Source organism: Flavobacterium sp. DSR2-3-3 (assembly GCF_049896585.1).
Classification (GTDB): domain Bacteria; phylum Bacteroidota; class Bacteroidia; order Flavobacteriales; family Flavobacteriaceae; genus Flavobacterium.
Genome location: NZ_JAFCUP010000006.1, coordinates 220,276 through 240,005, shown reverse-complemented (window position 1 = coordinate 240,005; position 19,730 = coordinate 220,276). Strand labels below are relative to the sequence as shown.

34 protein-coding genes are annotated in these 19,730 nt (G+C 34.7%); 31 read left to right on the top strand and 3 right to left on the bottom strand.

Annotation, left to right across the window (positions count from 1 at the left end; translation table 11 throughout):
• Window positions 1-82 precede the first annotated feature (82 nt).
• The 29 genes from rplC (at window position 83) to carA (ending at window position 15,158) form a co-directional block, all read left to right on the top strand.
• Window positions 83-700, top strand: a complete 618-nt coding sequence (gene rplC, locus ACP7AQ_RS10545; protein ID WP_091203669.1) for a 50S ribosomal protein L3 — start codon at window positions 83-85, stop codon at window positions 698-700.
• Window positions 700-1,329 carry a 50S ribosomal protein L4 gene (gene rplD, locus ACP7AQ_RS10540; protein WP_426063434.1) on the top strand — a complete coding sequence of 210 codons (630 nt, stop codon included), beginning with the start codon at window positions 700-702 and terminating at the stop codon, window positions 1,327-1,329. Before rplC ends, rplD begins: the two co-directional genes overlap by 1 nt.
• A gap of 6 nt (window positions 1,330-1,335) precedes the next feature.
• Window positions 1,336-1,626 (top strand): 50S ribosomal protein L23, encoded by a 291-nt coding sequence (gene rplW, locus ACP7AQ_RS10535; RefSeq protein WP_073018945.1) that lies wholly within the window; start codon window positions 1,336-1,338, stop codon window positions 1,624-1,626.
• A gap of 6 nt (window positions 1,627-1,632) precedes the next feature.
• On the top strand, window positions 1,633-2,457 hold the full coding sequence (gene rplB, locus ACP7AQ_RS10530; protein ID WP_059114053.1) for a 50S ribosomal protein L2: 825 nt from the start codon (window positions 1,633-1,635) through the stop codon (window positions 2,455-2,457).
• 6 nt (window positions 2,458-2,463) lie between these two features.
• Window positions 2,464-2,742, top strand: coding sequence for a 30S ribosomal protein S19 (gene rpsS, locus ACP7AQ_RS10525; RefSeq protein ID WP_007136562.1), 279 nt, complete (start codon window positions 2,464-2,466; stop codon window positions 2,740-2,742).
• Window positions 2,743-2,748: 6 nt separating this feature from the next.
• On the top strand, window positions 2,749-3,159 hold the full coding sequence (rplV, locus tag ACP7AQ_RS10520) for a 50S ribosomal protein L22 (protein ID WP_091203668.1): 411 nt from the start codon (window positions 2,749-2,751) through the stop codon (window positions 3,157-3,159).
• Between the two features lie 6 nt (window positions 3,160-3,165).
• Window positions 3,166-3,924 (top strand): 30S ribosomal protein S3, encoded by a 759-nt coding sequence (gene rpsC / locus ACP7AQ_RS10515; protein WP_426063435.1) that lies wholly within the window; start codon window positions 3,166-3,168, stop codon window positions 3,922-3,924.
• Window positions 3,925-3,943: 19 nt separating this feature from the next.
• A complete protein-coding gene (gene rplP / locus ACP7AQ_RS10510) occupies window positions 3,944-4,369 on the top strand; it encodes a 50S ribosomal protein L16 (protein WP_007803637.1) in 426 nt (141 codons plus the stop codon).
• A gap of 13 nt (window positions 4,370-4,382) precedes the next feature.
• A complete protein-coding gene (gene rpmC / locus ACP7AQ_RS10505) occupies window positions 4,383-4,568 on the top strand; it encodes a 50S ribosomal protein L29 (protein WP_091173697.1) in 186 nt (61 codons plus the stop codon).
• 17 nt (window positions 4,569-4,585) lie between these two features.
• Window positions 4,586-4,846 (top strand): 30S ribosomal protein S17, encoded by a 261-nt coding sequence (gene rpsQ / locus ACP7AQ_RS10500; protein ID WP_091203665.1) that lies wholly within the window; start codon window positions 4,586-4,588, stop codon window positions 4,844-4,846.
• 2 nt (window positions 4,847-4,848) lie between these two features.
• Window positions 4,849-5,217: a 50S ribosomal protein L14 gene (rplN, locus tag ACP7AQ_RS10495; RefSeq protein ID WP_026717863.1), complete on the top strand. Its 369-nt coding sequence runs from the start codon at window positions 4,849-4,851 to the stop codon at window positions 5,215-5,217.
• A 12-nt stretch (window positions 5,218-5,229) separates the two neighbouring features.
• Complete coding sequence (gene rplX, locus ACP7AQ_RS10490; protein WP_091203664.1) at window positions 5,230-5,544, top strand: 50S ribosomal protein L24; 315 nt, start codon at window positions 5,230-5,232, stop codon at window positions 5,542-5,544.
• A 2-nt stretch (window positions 5,545-5,546) separates the two neighbouring features.
• A complete protein-coding gene (rplE, locus tag ACP7AQ_RS10485) occupies window positions 5,547-6,098 on the top strand; it encodes a 50S ribosomal protein L5 (protein WP_426063436.1) in 552 nt (183 codons plus the stop codon).
• Window positions 6,099-6,101: 3 nt separating this feature from the next.
• Complete coding sequence (rpsN, locus tag ACP7AQ_RS10480; protein ID WP_007136553.1) at window positions 6,102-6,371, top strand: 30S ribosomal protein S14; 270 nt, start codon at window positions 6,102-6,104, stop codon at window positions 6,369-6,371.
• A gap of 123 nt (window positions 6,372-6,494) precedes the next feature.
• Window positions 6,495-6,893, top strand: coding sequence for a 30S ribosomal protein S8 (gene rpsH, locus ACP7AQ_RS10475; RefSeq protein ID WP_026707006.1), 399 nt, complete (start codon window positions 6,495-6,497; stop codon window positions 6,891-6,893).
• Between the two features lie 18 nt (window positions 6,894-6,911).
• Entirely contained in the window at window positions 6,912-7,454 is a 543-nt protein-coding gene (rplF, locus tag ACP7AQ_RS10470; RefSeq protein ID WP_426063437.1) for a 50S ribosomal protein L6, read from the top strand.
• Window positions 7,455-7,465: 11 nt separating this feature from the next.
• Complete coding sequence (gene rplR, locus ACP7AQ_RS10465) at window positions 7,466-7,816, top strand: 50S ribosomal protein L18 (RefSeq protein ID WP_426063438.1); 351 nt, start codon at window positions 7,466-7,468, stop codon at window positions 7,814-7,816.
• A 6-nt stretch (window positions 7,817-7,822) separates the two neighbouring features.
• On the top strand, window positions 7,823-8,350 hold the full coding sequence (rpsE, locus tag ACP7AQ_RS10460) for a 30S ribosomal protein S5 (protein ID WP_035668102.1): 528 nt from the start codon (window positions 7,823-7,825) through the stop codon (window positions 8,348-8,350).
• A 12-nt stretch (window positions 8,351-8,362) separates the two neighbouring features.
• Entirely contained in the window at window positions 8,363-8,545 is a 183-nt protein-coding gene (gene rpmD / locus ACP7AQ_RS10455; protein WP_027310825.1) for a 50S ribosomal protein L30, read from the top strand.
• Between the two features lie 11 nt (window positions 8,546-8,556).
• Complete coding sequence (rplO, locus tag ACP7AQ_RS10450; protein ID WP_126451843.1) at window positions 8,557-9,009, top strand: 50S ribosomal protein L15; 453 nt, start codon at window positions 8,557-8,559, stop codon at window positions 9,007-9,009.
• A 13-nt stretch (window positions 9,010-9,022) separates the two neighbouring features.
• Complete coding sequence (secY, locus tag ACP7AQ_RS10445) at window positions 9,023-10,369, top strand: preprotein translocase subunit SecY (protein ID WP_426063439.1); 1,347 nt, start codon at window positions 9,023-9,025, stop codon at window positions 10,367-10,369.
• Window positions 10,370-10,373: 4 nt separating this feature from the next.
• A complete protein-coding gene (gene infA, locus ACP7AQ_RS10440; RefSeq protein ID WP_007136545.1) occupies window positions 10,374-10,589 on the top strand; it encodes a translation initiation factor IF-1 in 216 nt (71 codons plus the stop codon).
• A 12-nt stretch (window positions 10,590-10,601) separates the two neighbouring features.
• Window positions 10,602-10,718: a type B 50S ribosomal protein L36 gene (ykgO, locus tag ACP7AQ_RS10435; protein WP_008992256.1), complete on the top strand. Its 117-nt coding sequence runs from the start codon at window positions 10,602-10,604 to the stop codon at window positions 10,716-10,718.
• A gap of 2 nt (window positions 10,719-10,720) precedes the next feature.
• Window positions 10,721-11,095 carry a 30S ribosomal protein S13 gene (gene rpsM / locus ACP7AQ_RS10430; RefSeq protein ID WP_091203660.1) on the top strand — a complete coding sequence of 125 codons (375 nt, stop codon included), beginning with the start codon at window positions 10,721-10,723 and terminating at the stop codon, window positions 11,093-11,095.
• Between the two features lie 8 nt (window positions 11,096-11,103).
• The gene (rpsK, locus tag ACP7AQ_RS10425) at window positions 11,104-11,487 is read left to right on the top strand and encodes a 30S ribosomal protein S11 (RefSeq protein WP_024981527.1); all 384 of its coding nucleotides are present in this window, start codon (window positions 11,104-11,106) and stop codon (window positions 11,485-11,487) included.
• Window positions 11,488-11,574: 87 nt separating this feature from the next.
• A complete protein-coding gene (rpsD, locus tag ACP7AQ_RS10420) occupies window positions 11,575-12,180 on the top strand; it encodes a 30S ribosomal protein S4 (protein WP_426063440.1) in 606 nt (201 codons plus the stop codon).
• Window positions 12,181-12,201: 21 nt separating this feature from the next.
• Window positions 12,202-13,194 carry a DNA-directed RNA polymerase subunit alpha gene (locus ACP7AQ_RS10415; protein ID WP_091203658.1) on the top strand — a complete coding sequence of 331 codons (993 nt, stop codon included), beginning with the start codon at window positions 12,202-12,204 and terminating at the stop codon, window positions 13,192-13,194.
• A gap of 31 nt (window positions 13,195-13,225) precedes the next feature.
• Window positions 13,226-13,711 carry a 50S ribosomal protein L17 gene (rplQ, locus tag ACP7AQ_RS10410; RefSeq protein WP_131909663.1) on the top strand — a complete coding sequence of 162 codons (486 nt, stop codon included), beginning with the start codon at window positions 13,226-13,228 and terminating at the stop codon, window positions 13,709-13,711.
• A 343-nt stretch (window positions 13,712-14,054) separates the two neighbouring features.
• On the top strand, window positions 14,055-15,158 hold the full coding sequence (carA, locus tag ACP7AQ_RS10405; protein ID WP_426095419.1) for a glutamine-hydrolyzing carbamoyl-phosphate synthase small subunit: 1,104 nt from the start codon (window positions 14,055-14,057) through the stop codon (window positions 15,156-15,158).
• 77 nt (window positions 15,159-15,235) lie between these two features.
• Here the strand turns inward: carA and ACP7AQ_RS10400 are convergent, their stop codons facing one another.
• From ACP7AQ_RS10400 to ACP7AQ_RS10390, 3 genes are all read right to left on the bottom strand, one after another.
• Complete coding sequence (locus tag ACP7AQ_RS10400; RefSeq protein ID WP_426095418.1) at window positions 15,236-15,562, bottom strand: erythromycin esterase family protein; 327 nt, start codon at window positions 15,560-15,562, stop codon at window positions 15,236-15,238.
• Between the two features lie 306 nt (window positions 15,563-15,868).
• A complete protein-coding gene (locus tag ACP7AQ_RS10395) occupies window positions 15,869-16,036 on the bottom strand; it encodes a hypothetical protein (protein ID WP_426095417.1) in 168 nt (55 codons plus the stop codon).
• Between the two features lie 323 nt (window positions 16,037-16,359).
• Window positions 16,360-16,572, bottom strand: coding sequence for a hypothetical protein (locus ACP7AQ_RS10390; protein WP_426095416.1), 213 nt, complete (start codon window positions 16,570-16,572; stop codon window positions 16,360-16,362).
• Window positions 16,573-16,957: 385 nt separating this feature from the next.
• Between ACP7AQ_RS10390 and eno the strand changes: the two genes are divergently transcribed.
• Both eno and ACP7AQ_RS10380 read left to right on the top strand, forming a co-directional pair.
• On the top strand, window positions 16,958-18,250 hold the full coding sequence (gene eno / locus ACP7AQ_RS10385; RefSeq protein ID WP_426063444.1) for a phosphopyruvate hydratase: 1,293 nt from the start codon (window positions 16,958-16,960) through the stop codon (window positions 18,248-18,250).
• A 156-nt stretch (window positions 18,251-18,406) separates the two neighbouring features.
• Entirely contained in the window at window positions 18,407-19,690 is a 1,284-nt protein-coding gene (locus ACP7AQ_RS10380) for a citrate synthase (RefSeq protein WP_426091876.1), read from the top strand.
• The last annotated feature ends 40 nt before the right edge of the window (window positions 19,691-19,730 follow it).

Genomic DNA, 19,730 nt, shown 5'->3' with positions numbered 1-19,730 from the left:
TACATTTGCACCCACTAAAAAAATAAGATTCGGTTAAAAGCTGCGTTCTATATTTATATTTAATAATTAATAATTAATATTTATGTCTGGGTTAATTGGTAGAAAAATCGGCATGACTAGCATCTTCGACGAGAACGGGAAGAACATTCCTTGTACTGTAATCGAAGCTGGTCCATGTGTTGTTACCCAAGTCAGAACCAAAGGTGTTGACGGGTACGAAGCGTTGCAACTTGGTTTCGATGACAAAAACGAGAAACATTCCACGAAAGCGGCTTTAGGTCACTTTAAAAAAGCGGGAACTGTAGCTAAGAAAAAAGTCGTTGAATTCCAAGATTTCGCAACTGAGCAAAAATTAGGAGATCTTATTGATGTTTCTATTTTTTCTGAAGGAGAATTTGTAGATGTACAAGGTGTATCTAAAGGTAAAGGTTTTCAAGGGGTTGTAAAACGTCACGGTTTTGGTGGTGTTGGTCAAGCAACTCACGGTCAACACAACCGTTTAAGAGCGCCAGGTTCTGTAGGAGCTTCTTCTTATCCATCTAGAGTATTCAAAGGAATGCGTATGGCTGGAAGAATGGGAGGAGACAATGTAAAAGTTCAAAACCTTAGAGTTTTAAAAGTAGTAGCTGAAAAGAACCTACTTGTTATAAAAGGATGTATTCCTGGTCATAACAACTCTTATGTAATCATTCAGAAGTAATGGAAGCAAAAGTATTAGATTTCAACGGAAAAGATACTGGAAGAAAAGTGCAACTTTCTGATTCAGTATTTGGTATAGAACCAAACAATCACGCAGTATATCTTGATGTTAAGCAATATCTTGCTAATCAAAGACAAGGAACGCACAAAGCAAAAGAAAGAGCTGAAGTTGCGGGAAGTACGCGTAAGATTAAAAAACAAAAAGGAACTGGTACTGCTCGTGCGGGTAGTGCAAAGAATCCATTGTTTAAAGGTGGTGGAACAGTTTTTGGACCAAGACCAAGAAGTTATTCATTTAAATTGAATAAAAGCTTGAAACGTTTGGCTAGAAAATCTGCTTTCTCAATTAAAGCAAAAGAATCAAACATTATCGTTCTTGAAGACTTTAATTTTGAAACACCAAACACTAAAAATTTCATTAATGTTTTGAAGGCTTTAGAGTTAGAAAATAAAAAATCCCTGTTTGTGTTGGGTGATGTGAATAAAAATGTATATTTGTCGTCACGCAATTTAAAAGGCTCTAATGTAGTAAGTAGCTTAGAATTAAGTACTTACGCTATATTAAACGCTAATAATTTAGTGCTTTTAGAGAGTTCTTTGGAGATAATTGAAGAAAATTTAAGTAAATAATAGGATATGAGCATCATAATTAAGCCTATAGTAACGGAAAAAGTAACCAAAGAAAGTGAAGTTTTAAACCGCTTCGGATTCGTTGTTGACAAAAAAGCAAATAAAGTGCAAATTAAGAAGGCTATTGAAGCTGCTTATGGAGTAACTATTTTGAGTGTTAACACGATGAACGTAAGACCGGACAGAACTACAAAATACACTAAAAGTGGTTTAATCAGTGGAAAGACAAATGCTATTAAAAAAGCAATTGTTCAAGTACAAGAAGGACAAACAATTGATTTTTACAACAATATCTAAGATAAAATGTCAGTAAGAAAATTAAAACCTATTACCCCAGGTCAGCGATTTAGAGTTGTGAATGGTTATGACGCCATTACAACTGATAAGCCGGAACGCTCTTTGATAGCGCCGATAAAAAACTCTGGTGGTAGAAATAGTCAAGGAAAGATGACCATGCGTTATACGGGTGGTGGTCACAAGCAGAGATATCGTATTATTGATTTTAAACGTACAAAAGAAGGAATTCCGGCTACAGTGAAATCAATTGAATATGATCCAAATCGTACTGCTTTTATCGCTTTGTTAGCATATGCTGATGGAGAGAAAACGTATGTTATTGCTCAAAACGGATTGAAAGTAGGTCAGAAACTTGTTTCTGGTCCAGAATCTCAACCTGAAATTGGTAATACTTTACCTTTAAGCAGAATTCCATTAGGAACTGTTATTTCTTGTATCGAATTGAGACCAGGACAAGGGGCTGTAATCGCTCGTTCTGCTGGAACATTTGCTCAGTTAATGGCAAGAGATGGAAAATATGCTACAATTAAAATGCCTTCTGGGGAGACAAGATTGATCTTGTTGACTTGTTCGGCTACAATTGGAGCAGTTTCTAATTCAGACCATCAATTAGTTGTATCTGGTAAAGCTGGTAGAACAAGATGGTTAGGAAGAAGACCTAGAACAAGACCTGTTGCAATGAACCCTGTCGATCACCCAATGGGTGGTGGTGAAGGACGTTCTTCTGGTGGACATCCACGTTCAAGAAATGGAATACCAGCAAAAGGTTATAGAACTCGTTCTAAGAAAAACCCGAGTAACAAGTATATCGTAGAACGTAGAAAGAAATAATAAGATATGGCACGTTCATTAAAAAAAGGACCTTTCGTTCATTATAAGTTAGACAAGAAAGTTCAGGAAAACATCGCTGGTGGAAATAAAGGAGTTGTAAAGACTTGGTCTAGAGCTTCTATGATTACTCCAGACTTCGTTGGACAAACAATCGCAGTTCATAACGGTCGTCAATTTGTACCAGTTTACGTAACAGAAAACATGGTAGGTCACAAATTAGGAGAATTTTCACCAACTAGATCTTTTAGAGGTCATGCTGGAGCAAAAAATAAAGGTAAAAAATAAGAAGCAATGGGAGTTCGTAAAAGAGAAACAGCAGATGCAAGAAAAGAGGCTAACAAGTCATTGGCTTTTGCAAAGTTAAATAACTGCCCTACTTCACCTAGAAAAATGCGCTTAGTAGCAGATCTAGTAAGAGGTCAGAAGGTAGAAAGAGCACTTAACATCTTAAGATTTAGTTCTAAAGAAGCTTCAAGAAAATTAGAAAAATTGGTTTTATCTGTAATTGCCAACTGGCAAGCAAAAAACCCTGATGCTAATATGGAAGAAGCTGGTTTATTTGTTAAAACGATTACAGTTGATGGTGGTATGATGTTGAAAAGACTTCGTCCAGCTCCACAAGGTCGTGCTCACAGAATCAGAAAACGTTCTAATCACGTAACAATCGTGCTTGGATCTATTAATAACACACAAGCAATTTAATACAAGATGGGACAAAAGACAAATCCAATTGGAAATAGACTTGGTATCATCAGAGGATGGGACTCAAACTGGTATGGTGGAAATGATTACGGTGATAAGCTTGCCGAAGATTATAAGATCAGAAAGTATATCCATGCTCGTTTATCAAAAGCTAGTGTATCAAAAGTAATCATTGAGAGAACTTTGAAACTTGTAACCGTTACTATCACTACTGCCAGACCTGGTATCATTATCGGTAAAGGTGGACAAGAGGTAGACAAGTTAAAAGAAGAACTTAAGAAAATTACTGACAAAGAGGTTCAAATCAACATCTTTGAAATCAAAAGACCTGAACTTGACGCGTATCTAGTTGCTACAAGCATCTGTCGTCAAATTGAAAGCAGAATTTCTTACAGACGTGCAATCAAAATGGCTATTGCTGCCTCTATGCGTATGAACGCAGAAGGTATCAAAGTTTTGATTTCTGGTCGTTTGAATGGTGCAGAGATGGCTCGTTCAGAGGGTTTCAAAGAAGGTAGAATTCCTCTATCAACTTTCAGAGCTGACATTGATTATGCTTTGGCTGAGGCTCATACTACTTATGGTAGAATGGGAATCAAAGTATGGATCATGAAAGGTGAAGTTTACGGAAAGAGAGATCTTTCTCCACTTGCCGGAATGGACAAAAAACAGTCTGGTGCTGGCGGTAAAGGTAATGATTCTCCAAGAGGAGATAGAAAACCTTTTAACAAAGGTGGAAAACCAGACGCTCGTAAACGAAAGTAAATTTTTAAACTAAAGAAAAATGTTACAGCCTAAAAGAACAAAATACCGCAAGGTACAAAAAGGTAAAATGAAAGGGAATTCTCAAAGAGGACATGAACTTTCTAATGGAATGTTTGGTATTAAATCTGTACATGAAGATGGAATGTTCTTAACCTCTCGTCAAATCGAAGCTGCACGTATTGCTGCAACTCGTTTTATGAAAAGAGAAGGACAATTATGGATCAAAATATTTCCAGACAAACCAATTACTAAGAAGCCTCTTGAGGTACGTATGGGTAAAGGTAAAGGGGCAGTTGAGTATTGGGCTGCCGTTGTTAAACCCGGAAGAATTATGTTTGAAGTTGGAGGAGTACCTTTGTCAGTTGCAAAAGAGGCGTTACGTCTTGCGGCTCAAAAGCTTCCAGTAAAAACTAAATTCGTCGTTGCTAGAGATTTCGAAGCATAATCTATATTATATTATGAAACAATCAGAAATAAAAGATCTTTCTGCAGCAGAGTTGCAAGAAAAGCTTAGCCAGACTAAGAAAACATATGCTGATCTAAAAATGGCTCACGCTATTTCGCCAATTGAGAATCCACTTCAAATTAGGGGTGTAAGAAGAACAGTTGCAAGATTAGCTACCGAACTTACTAAAAGACAATAACTGTAGTCTGCTGAAAGATGGAAGAAAAAAGAAATTTAAGAAAAGAAAGAGTTGGTGTTGTTACTTCTGACAAAATGGATAAATCTATTGTTGTTGCTGAAGTACGTAAAGTAAAACACCCGTTATACGGTAAGTTCGTGTTGAAAACTAAAAAGTATCACGCACACGACGAAAAGAACGACTGTAACGTTGGAGATACTGTAAGGATTAGCGAAACGCGTCCCTTAAGTAAGACAAAATGTTGGAGGTTAGTTGAAATCTTAGAAAGAGCTAAATAATTATGGTACAACAAGAATCAAGACTAAAAGTAGCAGATAACACTGGAGCAAAGGAAGTTTTAACTATCCGTGTTTTAGGAGGTACCAAAAGAAGGTATGCTTCTGTTGGTGACAAGATTGTAGTTTCTATCAAAGATACTGCTCCTAACGGAAGCGTTAAAAAAGGAGCTGTTTCAACTGCAGTTGTTGTACGTACCAAAAAAGAAGTAAGAAGAGCCGATGGTTCATACATTAGATTTGATGACAACGCATGTGTGTTATTGAATGCTGCTGGTGAAATGAGAGGAACTCGCGTTTTTGGTCCGGTAGCAAGAGAACTTCGTGAAAAACAATTCATGAAAATTGTATCATTAGCACCAGAAGTGCTTTAATTCGTTTTTAAGATGATAAAGCTAAAAATAAAATCAGGTGACATTGTAAGAGTAATTGCTGGAGACCATAAAGGTGCTGAAGGTAAGGTAGTGCGTGTATACCGTGAGAAGAATAAAGCGATTGTTGAAGGTGTAAACATGGTTTCAAAACATACTAAACCTAGTGCAAAAAGCCCTCAGGGTGGTATCGTAAAGAAAGAAGCTTCTATACAAATATCTAATATTTCTTTAATTGATCCTAAAACTAAGGAAACAACTAGAGTGGGTATTAGAGTAGAAGGAGATAAGAAAGTAAGATTTTCAAAAAAATCTAATCAAGTACTATAGTAATGGAGTATATACCTAGACTAAAAGAAGAATATAAGAGCAGAGTAATTGCTGCTCTTAAAGAGGAATTCGGATACGTAAACGTAATGCAAGTTCCAAAACTGGAAAAAATCGTTTTAAGTAAAGGAGTTGGTGCAGCTGTATCTGATAAAAAACTTATTGACTATGCAGTTGATGAGTTAACAAAGATCACTGGACAGAAGGCAGTATCTACTATTTCAAAGAAAGACGTTGCGTCATTCAAATTGAGAAAAGGGATGCCTATTGGAGCAAAAGTTACTTTGCGTGGAGAAAGAATGTATGAGTTTTTAGACAGACTTATTACTTCAGCTTTACCACGTGTTAGAGATTTCGGTGGCATTAAAGCTACTGGTTTTGACGGAAGAGGAAATTACAACCTTGGAGTTTTGGAACAAATCATTTTCCCAGAAATTGATATTGATAAAGTAAACAAAATTTCAGGAATGGATATTTCTTTTGTAACTAGCGCAAAAACAGACAAAGAAGCAAAGTCTCTATTAACAGAATTAGGATTACCTTTTAAAAAGAATTAAGACATGGCTAAAGAATCAATGAAAGCCCGCGAGGTTAAGAGAGAAAAAACAGTAGCTAAGTATGCAGAGAAAAGAAAAGCTTTGTTAGAAGCTGGAGATTTCGTAGGTTTGCAAAAGTTACCAAAAAATGCTTCGCCAGTTCGTTTGCACAATCGTTGTAAATTAACAGGTAGACCAAGGGGGTATATGCGTCAATTCGGTCTTTCACGTGTTACATTTCGTGAAATGGCAAATAACGGATTGATACCTGGGGTTAAAAAGGCATCTTGGTAAGACGTAATTTATTACGTACTGATACAGACTTAACTTACGTTTTGTCTGTATCATAAACATTTATAAATTGGTTTTAGGTTCGGCAAATCGTTTGTTGAAAACCAAAACCGCAAATTAATACATATGTATACAGATCCTATTGCAGATTATTTGACAAGAGTTCGTAACGCTGTGGCTGCAAACCACAAAGTTGTCGAAATTCCTGCTTCTAATCTAAAAAAAGAAATAACTAAGATCTTATTTGATCAAGGTTATATCTTGAGTTACAAATTTGAAGACAACGCTGTTCAGGGTTCAATCAAAATCGCTTTGAAGTATGATAAAGATACTAAAGAGTCAGTAATTAAAGATATCCAAAGAATTAGTAAACCAGGTTTACGTAAATATTCAAGTTCGTCAAGTATTCCTAGAATCCTTAACGGATTAGGAATTGCTATTGTTTCTACTTCTAAAGGTTTAATGACTGGAAAGAAAGCTAAACAATTGAATGTTGGTGGCGAAGTAATTTGTTACGTATACTAATTTTAAAGACTATATAAGATGTCAAGAATAGGTAAAAACCCAGTAACAATACCAGCAGGAGTAACTGTTTCAGTTGCTGATGGTATTATTACGGTAAAAGGAAAAAATGGTCAACTAACTCAGGAGTTTTCGGACGTAACTGTAACAGTTGAAGGGGATCTAGTTCAAGTAGATAGGTCTTCTGATCACAAAGACCAAAGAGCAAAACACGGTTTGTACAGATCTTTAATCAATAACATGATTATCGGTGTAACAGATGGTTTTACTAAGTCATTAGAATTGGTAGGAGTTGGTTATAGAGCTTCAAATCAAGGACAAAAATTAGATTTAGCACTTGGTTACTCTCACAATATAGTTCTAGAAATTGCTCCAGAAGTAACTTTAGAAACGATATCTGAAAAAGGTAAAAACCCGATCGTTAAGTTAACATCATTTGACAAACAACTTTTAGGTCAGGTAGCTGCGAAAATCAGAGGTTTCCGTAAACCTGAGCCGTACAAAGGAAAAGGTGTTAAATTTGTAGGTGAAGTATTAAGAAGAAAAGCAGGAAAATCAGCTTAAAAAATAAGATTATGTCATTAACAAAACCTGAAAGAAGACAACGAATTAGATTCAGAATTAGAAAAACAATTAGTGGTACTGCTACTAATCCAAGACTATCTGTTTTTAGAAGTAACAAAGAAATTTACGCTCAACTTATTGATGACGTAAACGGAGTTACGTTGTTGGCGGCTTCTTCAAGAGAAAAAGAAATAGGTAACGGTACGAACATTGAAGTTGCTACAGCGGTTGGAAAACTAGTTGCTGAAAAAGCTTTAATAGCTGGGATAGAAGTAGTAACTTTCGATAGAGGAGGTTATTTATATCACGGACGTATTAAATCATTAGCGGAAGGCGCAAGAGCGGCTGGACTTAAATTCTAATATAGTATGTCTAATAGTAAATACAAGAATGTAGAGTTAGTAAAACCAAGTGGACTTGAATTAAAAGATCGTTTGGTAAGTGTTAATCGTGTTACTAAGGTTACAAAAGGTGGTAGAGCTTTCGGTTTTTCTGCTATTGTAGTTGTAGGTGATGAAAACGGTGTGGTTGGACACGGATTAGGAAAATCTAAAGATGTTTCTGAGGCAATTGCGAAAGCAGTGGAAGATGCTAAGAAAAATTTAGTAAAAATTCCTTTGAATGGTCAATCGGTGCCTCACGAACAAAAAGGTAAATTTGGTGGTGCACGTGTATTCTTAATTCCTGCCTCTCATGGTACAGGAGTTATTGCTGGTGGAGCTGTTCGTTCGGTTCTTGAATCAGTGGGAATTCATGATGTATTATCCAAATCTCAAGGATCTTCAAATCCTCACAACGTAGTGAAAGCAACTTTTGATGCTTTATTACAAATGAGAAGCGCTTACACTGTTGCAAAACAAAGGGGTGTTTCTTTAGAAAAAGTTTTTAAAGGTTAATTCAAGGAAATTATGGCTAAATTATTAGTAAAACAAGTTAGAAGCAAAATCAACTGTCCTCTTACTCAAAAGAGAGGATTAGAAGCTTTAGGTCTACGTAAAATGGGACAAGTTGTAGAGCATGATTCAAATCCTACAATCCTTGGGATGATAAATAAAGTTAAACACTTAGTTTCTGTTGAAGAAGCTAAATAACAAATACTGTTATGAATTTAAGTAACTTACAACCTGCTGAAGGTGCTACACACAATCAAAATAAAAGATTAGGTAGAGGAGAAGGTTCTGGAAAAGGTGGTACTTCTGCAAGAGGTCACAAAGGAGCAAAATCTCGTTCTGGTTATTCAAAAAAGATTGGTTTTGAAGGTGGGCAGATGCCGCTTCAAAGACGTGTTCCTAAGTTTGGTTTTACAAACATCAATCGTAAAGATTACGAAGGTGTAAATCTTGATACACTTCAACTTTTAGTTGATAATGGTGTTATTAAAGATACTGTTGATATGACAGTTTATGTTGCTAATCGTTTAGCTACCAAAAATGAAATTGTTAAGATTTTAGGTAGAGGCGAATTGACAGCAAAATTAAAAGTAACCGCTCACAAATTTACTGCTACTGCAAAAGCTGCTATTGAGGCTGCTGGTGGAGAAGCTGTAACAATGTAATTTTTCAATTAAGATGAAGAAATTTATTGAATCAATAAGTAATGTTTGGAAAATCGAAGAACTGAAAAATAGAATCTTAATAACATTAGGTTTACTTTTGGTTTATCGTTTTGGGGCACAAGTTACCCTGCCAGGTATTGATGCTACTCAATTAGGTAATTTAGCTGGGCAAACAAAAGAAGGGATTGGTTCAATTCTTGACATGTTTACTGGAGGCGCTTTTTCACAAGCCTCCGTTTTTGCCTTAGGTATTATGCCTTATATTTCTGCTTCTATTGTTGTTCAGTTGATGGGAATTGCGATTCCTTATTTGCAAAAACTTCAAAGTGATGGAGAGAGTGGCAGAAAAAAGATTAATCAAATTACTCGTTGGTTGACAATAGGGATTACTTTAGTTCAAGGTCCAACTTACATCTACAATTTATATAGAACATTACCCAGTAATGCATTTTTATTAGGATTCAATTCTTTTGAATTCTTATTTTCCTCAGTAGTTATCTTAGTTACAGGTACAATTTTTGCCATGTGGTTGGGTGAAAAGATTACAGATAAAGGAATTGGAAATGGTATATCATTGTTGATCATGGTTGGTATATTGGCTAGATTACCTCAAGCCTTTATTCAGGAGTTTACAACAAGGGTTACCAATAATAATGGTGGTCCAATGTTGTTGGTTATCGAAATCATCATCTGGTTATTGGTTATTATTTGTTGTGTACTTTTAGTAATGGCGGTCAGAAGGATTCCTGTTCAATATGCTCGTCGCACTACTTCAGGTGATTTCGAACAAGACATGTTGAATGGCAATAGACAATGGATTCCTTTAAAGCTTAACGCTTCAGGGGTTATGCCGATAATATTTGCACAAGCAATTATGTTTATACCAGCTGCTTTAGCTGGGTTGTCTAAATCTGACGCATCACAATCTGTCGTTGGCGCTTTTAGTAATATGTTTGGTTTTTGGTATAATTTTGTATTTGCAACTTTAATAATTGTATTTACTTTCTTCTACACGGCCATTACTGTGCCTACTAATAAGATGTCTGATGATTTAAAGAGAAGCGGTGGGTTTATTCCAGGTATCAGACCAGGAGTTGAAACATCTGATTATCTTGATAAAGTGATGTCTTTAATTACTTTTCCAGGATCTTTATTTCTTGCTCTAATCGCTGTGTTCCCAGCTATAATTGTAAGTGTTATGGATGTTCAACAATCTTGGGCAATGTTTTTTGGAGGTACTTCATTAATAATTATGGTTGGAGTTGCCATAGACACAATGCAGCAAATCAATTCATATTTGTTGAACAGACATTATGACGGTTTAATGAAAAGTGGTAAAAATAGAAAAGCAGTAGCTTAACTTTATGGCAAAACAATCAGCAATAGAACAAGACGGATCAATCATTGAAGCATTATCAAATGCGATGTTCCGTGTGGAATTAGAAAACGGACATATTGTAATTGCCCACATATCTGGAAAAATGCGTATGCATTACATCAAATTATTACCTGGTGATAAAGTGAAACTAGAAATGAGCCCTTACGATTTGTCAAAAGCAAGAATTACTTATAGATATTAAAGGATATTCAAAATGAAAGTTAGAGCTTCAGTAAAAAAGAGAAGTCCCGAGTGCAAGATTGTGCGAAGAAAAGGGAGATTGTACGTAATAAACAAAAAGAATCCTAGATTTAAACAAAGACAAGGATAATTATGGCAAGAATAGCAGGGGTAGATATCCCAAAAAATAAGAGAGGTGTTATAGCACTTACCTACATCTTTGGATTAGGAAAAAGTAGAGCTGTTGAGATTTTAGAAAAAGCTCAAGTTAGCCAAGATAAAAAAGTTCAAGATTGGAATGATGACGAGATCGGAGCAATTCGTGAAGCGGTATCAACTTTTAAAATTGAAGGAGAATTACGTTCTGAAGTTTCTTTAAACATCAAGCGTTTAATGGATATTGGTTGTTACAGAGGTATCCGTCATAGAACTGGTCTTCCTTTAAGAGGACAAAGAACTAAAAACAACTCTAGAACAAGAAAAGGTAAAAGAAAAACTGTTGCTAATAAGAAAAAAGCAACTAAATAATAAGTAATATGGCTAAAGCAACTGCAAAAAAACGTAAAGTTATCGTTGAATCAACGGGAGAGGCTCATATTTCTGCTACCTTCAATAACATTATCATTTCTTTGACAAACAAAAAAGGTGAAGTTATTTCTTGGTCGTCAGCTGGTAAAATGGGTTTTAGAGGTTCTAAAAAGAACACTCCATACGCAGCCCAAATGGCAGCAGAAGATTGTAGCAAAGTAGCTCTTGAGGCTGGACTTAAAAAAGTAAAAGTTTATGTTAAAGGACCAGGAAACGGGCGTGAGTCTGCTATTCGTTCTTTGCATAATGGTGGAATTGAAGTTACAGAGATTATCGATGTCACTCCAATGCCTCACAATGGATGTCGTCCTCCTAAAAGACGTAGAGTTTAATAATATATTTTTAGTATAACCTGGGTAGAATAACGATTATCGAAGGATAAGACCTGAATTCATAATCTCTACCTTAAACAATTTAAAATGGCAAGATATACTGGTCCAAGTACAAGAATCGCCCGTAAATTCGGCGAAGCAATTTTCGGAGACGATAAAGCTTTCGAAAAAAGAAATTATCCACCCGGACAACACGGGATGGCTAAAAAAAGAGGTAAAAAATCTGAATTTGCTATCCAGTTAATGGAAAAACAAAAAGCTAAATATTCTTACGGAATTTTAGAAAAACAATTCAGAGGTTTATTTAAAAAAGCATCAGCTACTAAAGGTGTTACTGGTGAGGTTCTTTTACAATTATGTGAGGCAAGATTAGATAACGTTGTTTTTAGAATGGGTATTGCTCCTTCTAGAAGAGGCGCTAGACAACTTGTTTCTCACAGACATATCACTGTCAACGGTGATGTTGTAAATATTGCTTCTTACCACCTTAAACCTGGTGATAAAGTTGCTGTTCGTGAAAAATCTAAGTCTTTAGAAGCTATCGAACGTTCTTTATCTAATTCAAGTCATGTTTATGAATGGATTACTTGGAATAGTGATATCAAAGAAGGTACTTTTGTTTCTGTACCTGCGAGACTTCAAATCCCAGAAAACATTAAAGAACAATTAATCGTAGAGTTGTACAACAAATAATAATTGACTTAGTCGAAATTTATGGCAATATTTAATTTTCAGAAGCCCGATAAAGTTATCATGATCGATTCAACCGATTTTGAAGGTAAGTTTGAATTCAGACCTTTAGAACCTGGTTACGGATTGACCGTTGGTAATGCACTTAGAAGAGTTTTGCTTTCAGCATTAGAAGGTTATGCAATTACATCTGTTCGCATTGAAGGTGTAGATCATGAATTTTCTACTATTCCAGGAGTTGTTGAAGACGTTACCGAAATTATCCTTAATCTAAAACAAGTACGTTTCAAACGTCAAATTGAAGATATCGATAATGAATCAGTTACTATATCTGTTTCAGGTAAAGATCAATTAACAGCTGGTGATTTTCAAAAATTTATTTCAGGTTTCCAAGTTTTGAATCCGGAACTTGTTATCTGTAATTTAGACAGTAAAATCAAACTAAATTTCGATTTAACTATCGAAAAAGGTAGAGGATATGTTCCTGCTGAAGAGAACAAAAAACAGAATGCTGCAATTGGAACTATTTTTACTGACTCCATTTTTACTCCGGTAAAGAATGTAAAGTATGCAATTGAAAACTTTCGTGTAGAGCAAAAAACAGATTATGAAAAATTAGTTTTTGAAATCAAAACTGATGGTTCAATCAATCCAAAAGATGCTCTTACTGAAGCTGCAAAAGTTTTAATACACCATTTTATGTTGTTCTCTGACGAAAGAATTACACTTGAGGCTGACGAAATTGCACAAACAGAATCATATGATGAAGAATCATTACACATGAGACAATTGCTTAAAACGAAGCTTGTTGATATGGATCTTTCTGTTAGAGCATTAAATTGTTTGAAAGCGGCTGAAGTTGATACACTTGGTGATTTAGTATCGTTCAATAAAAATGACCTAATGAAATTCCGTAATTTTGGTAAAAAATCTTTAACTGAACTTGATGAACTTGTTGCAGTTAAAAATTTAAACTTCGGTATGGATTTAGCAAAATATAAACTAGATAAAGAATAATCTAAGCCGCAAGGTTTAAATTTACATAGCAATGAGACACGGAAAAAAATTCAATCACTTAAGCAGACAGACTGCGCATAGAAAATCTATGTTAGCTAATATGGCTTGTTCTCTTATCGAGCACAAACGTATTAACACCACTGTCGCTAAAGCAAAAGCGCTTAAACAATTTGTTGAGCCGCTTATAACAAAATCTAAAGCGGATACGACTCACAATCGTCGTATCGTTTTTGCTTACTTACGTAGCAAATATGCTGTAACTGACTTGTTCAGAGACGTAGCTGCTAAAGTAGGAGACCGTCCAGGTGGATACACTCGTATCATTAAAGTTGGAAATCGTTTAGGAGATAATGCTGATATGGCAATGATCGAATTGGTAGATTTCAATGAGCTTTACAATGGTGGTAAAAAAGAAGTTAAGAAAGCAAAAAGCCGTCGTGGTGGTAAAGCTAAGAAAGATGAAGCTACGGAAGCACCAGCTGCCGAAACTGAAACAACTACAGAGACTGCTGAGTAATTATGAAAATAATCATTCAATAAAATCAAGGATAAGCTATTTATAGTTTATCCTTTTTTTTTGATGTATTTCGAAGCACGATATTTAGAGTTTTTTAAAACTAGTCCTCCCGCTTTCCGTTGCAATCTTTTTCTTTTTTAAAGAAAAAAGAAAAAGGATTTCCACTTTAATCGGGGCTATTTTAAAACCTTTTCGGTACCTAAGAAAACTTAAAAAACATAAATTTTTATAAAACATTGCATTCGCTGTTTTAAAGAATTAAATTTGCAAAATATTTAACTACTCATGAAACAAGTTTGCTCGAGTTGCATGAGACTATTAAAAAATTAATAGAAATCAAAGAATGAAATATACAACACGACAAAAAGCAATCCTTTTATTAAGTGACGGAACCATATTCCACGGAAAATCTATTGGAATTAGCGGAACTACTTTTGGAGAAGTTTGTTTTAATACAGGAATGACAGGTTACCAAGAAATATTTACAGATCCATCTTACTTTGGTCAACTAATGGTTGCTACGAATGCGCATATTGGAAATTATGGCGTAAATGATGCTGAAGTTGAGTCGCAAAGCATAAAAATTGCTGGTTTAGTTTGTAAAAACTTTAGCTTCAATTATTCTCGTGTAGATGCTTCAGGAAGTTTAGAGGATTATTTTATAAAACAAAATCTTATCTGTATATCTGATGTAGATACACGTGCTTTAGTAAGCTATATCCGTGACAACGGTGCTATGAATGCCATAATTTGTACAGATGAAACTCCATTAGAAGAACTAAAAATTACTTTGGCAAAAGTTCCTAATATGAAAGGTTTAGAATTAGCTTCTAAAGTTTCTACAACAGAACCTTACTTTTTTGGAGATGAAAATGCAACCTATAAAATCTCAGCTCTTGACTTAGGAATTAAAACAAATATTCTTCGCAACCTTGCTAAAAGAGATTGCTATATCAAAGTATATCCTTATAATTCATCATATCAAGATTTAGCTGAATTTAATCCGGATGGTTATTTCTTGTCAAACGGCCCTGGTGATCCTGAACCACTTTCGGGAGCTATTCAAGTGGCTAAAGAGATTTTGGAAAATAATAAACCTTTATTCGGAATTTGTTTGGGACACCAAGTAATTGGTTTGGCAAATGGAATTTCAACTTATAAAATGTTCAATGGTCATCGAGGTATAAATCACCCCGTGAAAAATTTGATTACTGGAAAAGGGGAAATCACTTCGCAAAATCATGGTTTTGCTGTAAATAAAGAAGAGCTTGACAATCATCCTGATTTAGAGATTACACATCTTCATTTAAACGATGGAACTGTTGCGGGAATGCGAATGAAAAACAAAAATTGTTTCTCAGTTCAATATCATCCTGAAGCAAGTCCTGGACCACATGATTCCTCTTATTTATTCGATCAATTTATTGAAAATATTAAAGGACAGTAATTAAATGTTCTCGATACGGATGTAACAAAAAAGGGTTTGACTTAATTTATAGTCAAACCCTTTTTTAGTTTTGTAATTTACATATCGAAACGATAGTTTTTAGATTTTTTATTTTCATTAAACTCAATATTTATGGAATGTAGTTCATTTGTTTTATTTGTAAAAATGAATGCATCATTTCTCTCTGGAAATATGGAAGAAAAATAATTTCCAAATCTTTCGTGTTTTGTATCGTAAACCACGCCAATTGCACGTTGGTCTATTGTTGAAAATAAAATATTTTTTCTCATTATTTTATTCATCAGTAAAAATCTGTTTTGGTTGTTATTAGCTGCGTTAAAGGCATATTCCCAGCTTACATTGATAGCTTGTGGAGTTTTTATTTTCGCATAGAATCGCCCCATTCTCTTCTGGAAACAGCACTTCACTGAAATAATCCAAATGCTCCTGCAACAACTGCGACGGTTCCATATCGTTTTCTTAATAGTCGTCCTACATTGATCGTTCACTCCGATGCCATATCTGTAGGTCGTGCATCACCAGTCTGCGTGTTGTGTTCACAAATTATAATTTTTTAAATCTTTTTCGTAAAATTTCATTAGAGGATCAATGATTGAAACTACATGTTCGTCACGAAAATTCCAAGAATCCTATCCTCTTTTGATCACTGCTCGATAATATTTTTTTGCATTTCTGGTAATGTATGCATTTTATTCTTTGCTCAAAGTATTTTCTACATCGTGGTTGTAGTTAGTGATGTTTTTTACGATTTCTTTCAGCATGTTTAGGATTTCTTTTTCACATAATTCCGGAACAAAAGAGGATGCCTTAGCATACGATTGTCCTTCATGTTTTCCAAAAGGCTTAAAGCATTCCATTGCTTTTTTGCTACAGCAAGTGCTTTTGGATCATTTTTCTCGAAATACTGCATTATAAACTTTTTATACTCTCTGCAACTATAAACGTCTTAACCGTTAAACCCAATTCTTTTTTTGGCGGATAAATTTTCATTTTAGCTTTTCAGCTAATCTATATAACATGCTTCTTCGCAATTAGTCCACATTTAAGCTGGCTACCTTTTGAATTCATTTATAACGCTAAGAATTTCTTTTCCGGAATCTAAATATCCTTTTACAAACTGGTACAAGCGATAGCCATCCGGCCTTTCACCTTCAACTCCTACAAAAGAGAATCCTCTTTCTTAAACTAGCCGTTGTGTTATTTTTGCACTCCAAGTATAATATTCAAGTGTTCCATGTGATGCTTCTCGCAAAAGAACATATTTTGCCACTCCGATATAGTTGAGTGATAGTTTTAAATCTTCTGAATTTTCCAATGGTAAGGAAGTTCTATTCAGCACTGCAATAAATTCGGTAGAATTTATTGCATTTTTTGAGTTTTTTAAAGTTTCCATCACATTTTATTTTATGGATTGAATATGCATAATACTATCTAATTGATATTCCAATAAAGTGGATTTATAGCTAAACAAAAAACACAATAATTTAAAGAAACTACTAATAAACAAGTAGTTATACTTTTTACTTGTTTAATTGTTTGCTTGTTCTTTAATTACATGTAATTTTTTCAATTAAATTGTATGGATTATTGCTTTTGTAATTTTATTTGAATAGAAAAGAAAAAAATAGCAGATTAAGTAAAAATAAATTCTAAAAAAACAGAAATGTTTTGTTTGTAAAAAAATTATAACGTTTTCGTTAATAACATTCATTATTTTCATAAAATGATTCCAAAAGATAGAATATATTTGTATTTCAAAATTTAAAAAATTTAGTATTATGAGTATAATTATCAAAATTCACGCAAGACAAATTTTTGATTCAAGAGGAAATCCTACAATTGAGGTAGATGTAATTACGGACAATGGAGTTTTAGGAAGAGCCGCAGTACCATCTGGAGCGTCAACCGGTGAACATGAAGCAGTAGAATTACGTGATGGAGGAAAAGCATTTCTTGGAAAAGGAGTTTTGAATGCAGTGAAAAATGTAAATACCATTATTTCTGAAGAACTTGTTGGAGTTTCTGTTTTCGAACAAAATCTGATTGACCAAACGATGATCGATTTAGATGGAACTCCAAATAAATCAAACTTAGGAGCAAATGCAATTTTAGGAGTTTCATTGGCTGTAGCCAAAGCGGCTGCTAATGAATTGGGATTGCCTTTATACAGATACGTAGGTGGTGTTTCAGCGAATACATTACCAGTACCAATGATGAATATTATAAACGGAGGTTCCCATTCTGATGCGCCTATTGCGTTTCAAGAATTTATGATTTTCCCGGTGAAAGCAACTTCGTTTTCACATGCAATGCAAATGGGAACTGAAATTTTTCATAGCTTGAAAAAAGTATTACACGACAGAGGCCTTTCTACTGCTGTGGGTGACGAAGGAGGTTTTGCGCCAAATCTTGCTGGAGGAACGGAAGATGCTTTGGATACTATCAAAAAAGCGGTTGAAACTGCTGGATATACTTTTGGAGACGAAATCATGATTGCTTTAGATTGTGCTGCTGCAGAATTTTATGTAAATGGAAAATACGATTACACTAAATTTGAAGGAGAAACAGGTAAAATTAGATCTTCTGAAGAGCAAGTGGAGTATTTAACGCAATTAGCAGCAAAATATCCTATCATTTCTATTGAAGATGGAATGGATGAGAATGACTGGGATGGATGGAAATTGCTTACGGAAAGAATTGGTGATAAAGTGCAATTAGTTGGCGATGATTTATTTGTTACTAATGTGGAGCGTTTGTCTACTGGTATCGAAAAAGGAATTGCGAATTCAATTCTTATCAAAGTAAACCAAATTGGAACTTTGACTGAAACTATTGCAGCAGTTAATATGGCTAAAAATGCAGGTTATACTTCAGTAATGTCACACCGTTCTGGAGAGACAGAAGATAACACAATTGCAGATTTAGCAGTAGCTTTGAACTGTGGTCAAATTAAAACTGGTTCTGCTTCTCGTTCTGATCGTATGGCAAAATACAATCAATTATTGAGAATTGAAGAGGAATTAGGGAATTCAGCGTATTTCCCTGGTAAGGCTGCTTTTAAAATAAAATAAATTCTTACGATCTTTTTACAGAAAGCCATTCGCCTTGCGTGAGTGGCTTTTTTTTGTAATATTTAACAATTTCATTGTGTTATTCTCTTTTTAATTAGTGTTTAATTCCTTAGATTTGAGAAATTATTATTTTAAAAGTTTATTTTCAATTATATTATGTCAAAAACAGCAACATTAGAAATTGATGGGAAGAAAATTGAACTGCCTATAATTGTAGGAAGTGAAAATGAAGTTGCCATCGATATTAACAAATTACGTGATTTATCCGGTATAATAACATTGGATCCTGGGTATAAAAATTCAGGCTCTTGTAAAAGTGACATCACTTTTTTAGATGGAGAATTAGGAATTCTTCGTTACAGAGGATATTCGATTGAAGATTTAGCAGATAAAGCAGATTTTCTGGAAGTTTCTTACCTTTTAATTTTTGGAGAATTGCCAACTGTTGAGCAGTTAGCGCAATTTGAAACGGATATCAGAAAATACACATTGGTCAATGAAGAAATGAAAAACATCATTGATGGTTTTCCTAAAACAGCGCATCCAATGGGTGTTTTAGCTGCTTTGACAAGTGCCTTAACAGCATTCAACCCTAAATCGGTAAATGTTGATAATGAGAAAGAAATGTACGAGGCAGTGTGTAAGACTATGGGTAAATTCCTTGTTATTGCAACTTGGACTTATAGAAAAAGCATGGGTTATCCTTTAAATTATTACGATAATACAAAAGGTTATGTAGAAAACTTCATGCGTTTAATGTTTGAATTACCTACACAACCATACACTGCAAATCCTGTCGTTATAGATGCATTGGATAAATTGTTTATTCTTCACGGAGATCATGAGCAAAACTGTTCAACTTCTACAGTTAGAATGGTAGGATCTTCTCACGCAGGATTATTTGCGTCAATATCTGCTGGAGTTTCCGCACTTTGGGGACCATTACACGGAGGAGCAAATCAAGCAGTTCTTGAAATGTTAGAAGAAATCCACAGAAATGGTGGGGATGCTGATAAATACATGGCTAAAGCCAAAGACAAAAATGATCCTTTTAGATTGATGGGATTTGGTCACAGAGTTTACAAGAATTTTGATCCAAGAGCAAAAATCATCAAAAAAGCAGCTAATGAAGTTTTGGCAACTTTAGGAGTTGAAGATCCAATTCTTGCAATTGCTAAAAAATTAGAAGAAGCAGCTTTAGAAGATGAATATTTTAAGTCAAGAAATTTATATCCTAATGTAGATTTCTATTCTGGAATTATTTACAGAGCTTTAGGAATTCCTACTGATATGTTTACAGTGATGTTCGCCATAGGCCGTTTACCGGGTTGGATAGCACAATGGAAAGAAATGCGTGAAAATAAGGAGCCTATCGGAAGGCCAAGACAAATCTATACAGGTCACCCTTTGAGGGATTTTGTACCAACAGATAAAAGATAAAATCAGTTCAAAAGCTTCACTAATTTGTGAAGCTTTTTTT

Excerpts from the sequence above, each read along its gene's own strand:
- eno (WP_426063444.1), top strand. The coding sequence starts at position 16,958 with ATGAGTATAATTATCAAAATTCACGCAAGACAAATTTTTGATTCAAGA.
- rpsM (WP_091203660.1), top strand. The coding sequence starts at position 10,721 with ATGGCAAGAATAGCAGGGGTAGATATCCCAAAAAATAAGAGAGGTGTT.
- rplX (WP_091203664.1), top strand. The coding sequence starts at position 5,230 with ATGATAAAGCTAAAAATAAAATCAGGTGACATTGTAAGAGTAATTGCT.
- rpsH (WP_026707006.1), top strand. The coding sequence starts at position 6,495 with ATGTATACAGATCCTATTGCAGATTATTTGACAAGAGTTCGTAACGCT.
- rplD (WP_426063434.1), top strand. The coding sequence starts at position 700 with ATGGAAGCAAAAGTATTAGATTTCAACGGAAAAGATACTGGAAGAAAA.
- rplV (WP_091203668.1), top strand. The coding sequence starts at position 2,749 with ATGGGAGTTCGTAAAAGAGAAACAGCAGATGCAAGAAAAGAGGCTAAC.
- rpsN (WP_007136553.1), top strand. The coding sequence starts at position 6,102 with ATGGCTAAAGAATCAATGAAAGCCCGCGAGGTTAAGAGAGAAAAAACA.
- rpsD (WP_426063440.1), top strand. The coding sequence starts at position 11,575 with ATGGCAAGATATACTGGTCCAAGTACAAGAATCGCCCGTAAATTCGGC.
- carA (WP_426095419.1), top strand. The coding sequence starts at position 14,055 with ATGAAATATACAACACGACAAAAAGCAATCCTTTTATTAAGTGACGGA.
- rplN (WP_026717863.1), top strand. The coding sequence starts at position 4,849 with ATGGTACAACAAGAATCAAGACTAAAAGTAGCAGATAACACTGGAGCA.
- rplP (WP_007803637.1), top strand. The coding sequence starts at position 3,944 with ATGTTACAGCCTAAAAGAACAAAATACCGCAAGGTACAAAAAGGTAAA.
- rplF (WP_426063437.1), top strand. The coding sequence starts at position 6,912 with ATGTCAAGAATAGGTAAAAACCCAGTAACAATACCAGCAGGAGTAACT.
- rpmC (WP_091173697.1), top strand. The coding sequence starts at position 4,383 with ATGAAACAATCAGAAATAAAAGATCTTTCTGCAGCAGAGTTGCAAGAA.
- rplO (WP_126451843.1), top strand. The coding sequence starts at position 8,557 with ATGAATTTAAGTAACTTACAACCTGCTGAAGGTGCTACACACAATCAA.
- rpmD (WP_027310825.1), top strand. The coding sequence starts at position 8,363 with ATGGCTAAATTATTAGTAAAACAAGTTAGAAGCAAAATCAACTGTCCT.
- rplB (WP_059114053.1), top strand. The coding sequence starts at position 1,633 with ATGTCAGTAAGAAAATTAAAACCTATTACCCCAGGTCAGCGATTTAGA.
- rplC (WP_091203669.1), top strand. The coding sequence starts at position 83 with ATGTCTGGGTTAATTGGTAGAAAAATCGGCATGACTAGCATCTTCGAC.
- rpsE (WP_035668102.1), top strand. The coding sequence starts at position 7,823 with ATGTCTAATAGTAAATACAAGAATGTAGAGTTAGTAAAACCAAGTGGA.
- rpsK (WP_024981527.1), top strand. The coding sequence starts at position 11,104 with ATGGCTAAAGCAACTGCAAAAAAACGTAAAGTTATCGTTGAATCAACG.
- rplE (WP_426063436.1), top strand. The coding sequence starts at position 5,547 with ATGGAGTATATACCTAGACTAAAAGAAGAATATAAGAGCAGAGTAATT.
- rplW (WP_073018945.1), top strand. The coding sequence starts at position 1,336 with ATGAGCATCATAATTAAGCCTATAGTAACGGAAAAAGTAACCAAAGAA.
- ACP7AQ_RS10400 (WP_426095418.1), bottom strand. The coding sequence starts at position 15,562 with ATGGGGCGATTCTATGCGAAAATAAAAACTCCACAAGCTATCAATGTA.
- ACP7AQ_RS10380 (WP_426091876.1), top strand. The coding sequence starts at position 18,407 with ATGTCAAAAACAGCAACATTAGAAATTGATGGGAAGAAAATTGAACTG.
- secY (WP_426063439.1), top strand. The coding sequence starts at position 9,023 with ATGAAGAAATTTATTGAATCAATAAGTAATGTTTGGAAAATCGAAGAA.
- rplQ (WP_131909663.1), top strand. The coding sequence starts at position 13,226 with ATGAGACACGGAAAAAAATTCAATCACTTAAGCAGACAGACTGCGCAT.
- infA (WP_007136545.1), top strand. The coding sequence starts at position 10,374 with ATGGCAAAACAATCAGCAATAGAACAAGACGGATCAATCATTGAAGCA.
- rpsC (WP_426063435.1), top strand. The coding sequence starts at position 3,166 with ATGGGACAAAAGACAAATCCAATTGGAAATAGACTTGGTATCATCAGA.
- rplR (WP_426063438.1), top strand. The coding sequence starts at position 7,466 with ATGTCATTAACAAAACCTGAAAGAAGACAACGAATTAGATTCAGAATT.
- rpsQ (WP_091203665.1), top strand. The coding sequence starts at position 4,586 with ATGGAAGAAAAAAGAAATTTAAGAAAAGAAAGAGTTGGTGTTGTTACT.
- ykgO (WP_008992256.1), top strand. The coding sequence starts at position 10,602 with ATGAAAGTTAGAGCTTCAGTAAAAAAGAGAAGTCCCGAGTGCAAGATT.
- ACP7AQ_RS10415 (WP_091203658.1), top strand. The coding sequence starts at position 12,202 with ATGGCAATATTTAATTTTCAGAAGCCCGATAAAGTTATCATGATCGAT.
- rpsS (WP_007136562.1), top strand. The coding sequence starts at position 2,464 with ATGGCACGTTCATTAAAAAAAGGACCTTTCGTTCATTATAAGTTAGAC.
- ACP7AQ_RS10390 (WP_426095416.1), bottom strand. The coding sequence starts at position 16,572 with ATGGAAACTTTAAAAAACTCAAAAAATGCAATAAATTCTACCGAATTT.
- ACP7AQ_RS10395 (WP_426095417.1), bottom strand. The coding sequence starts at position 16,036 with ATGGAATGCTTTAAGCCTTTTGGAAAACATGAAGGACAATCGTATGCT.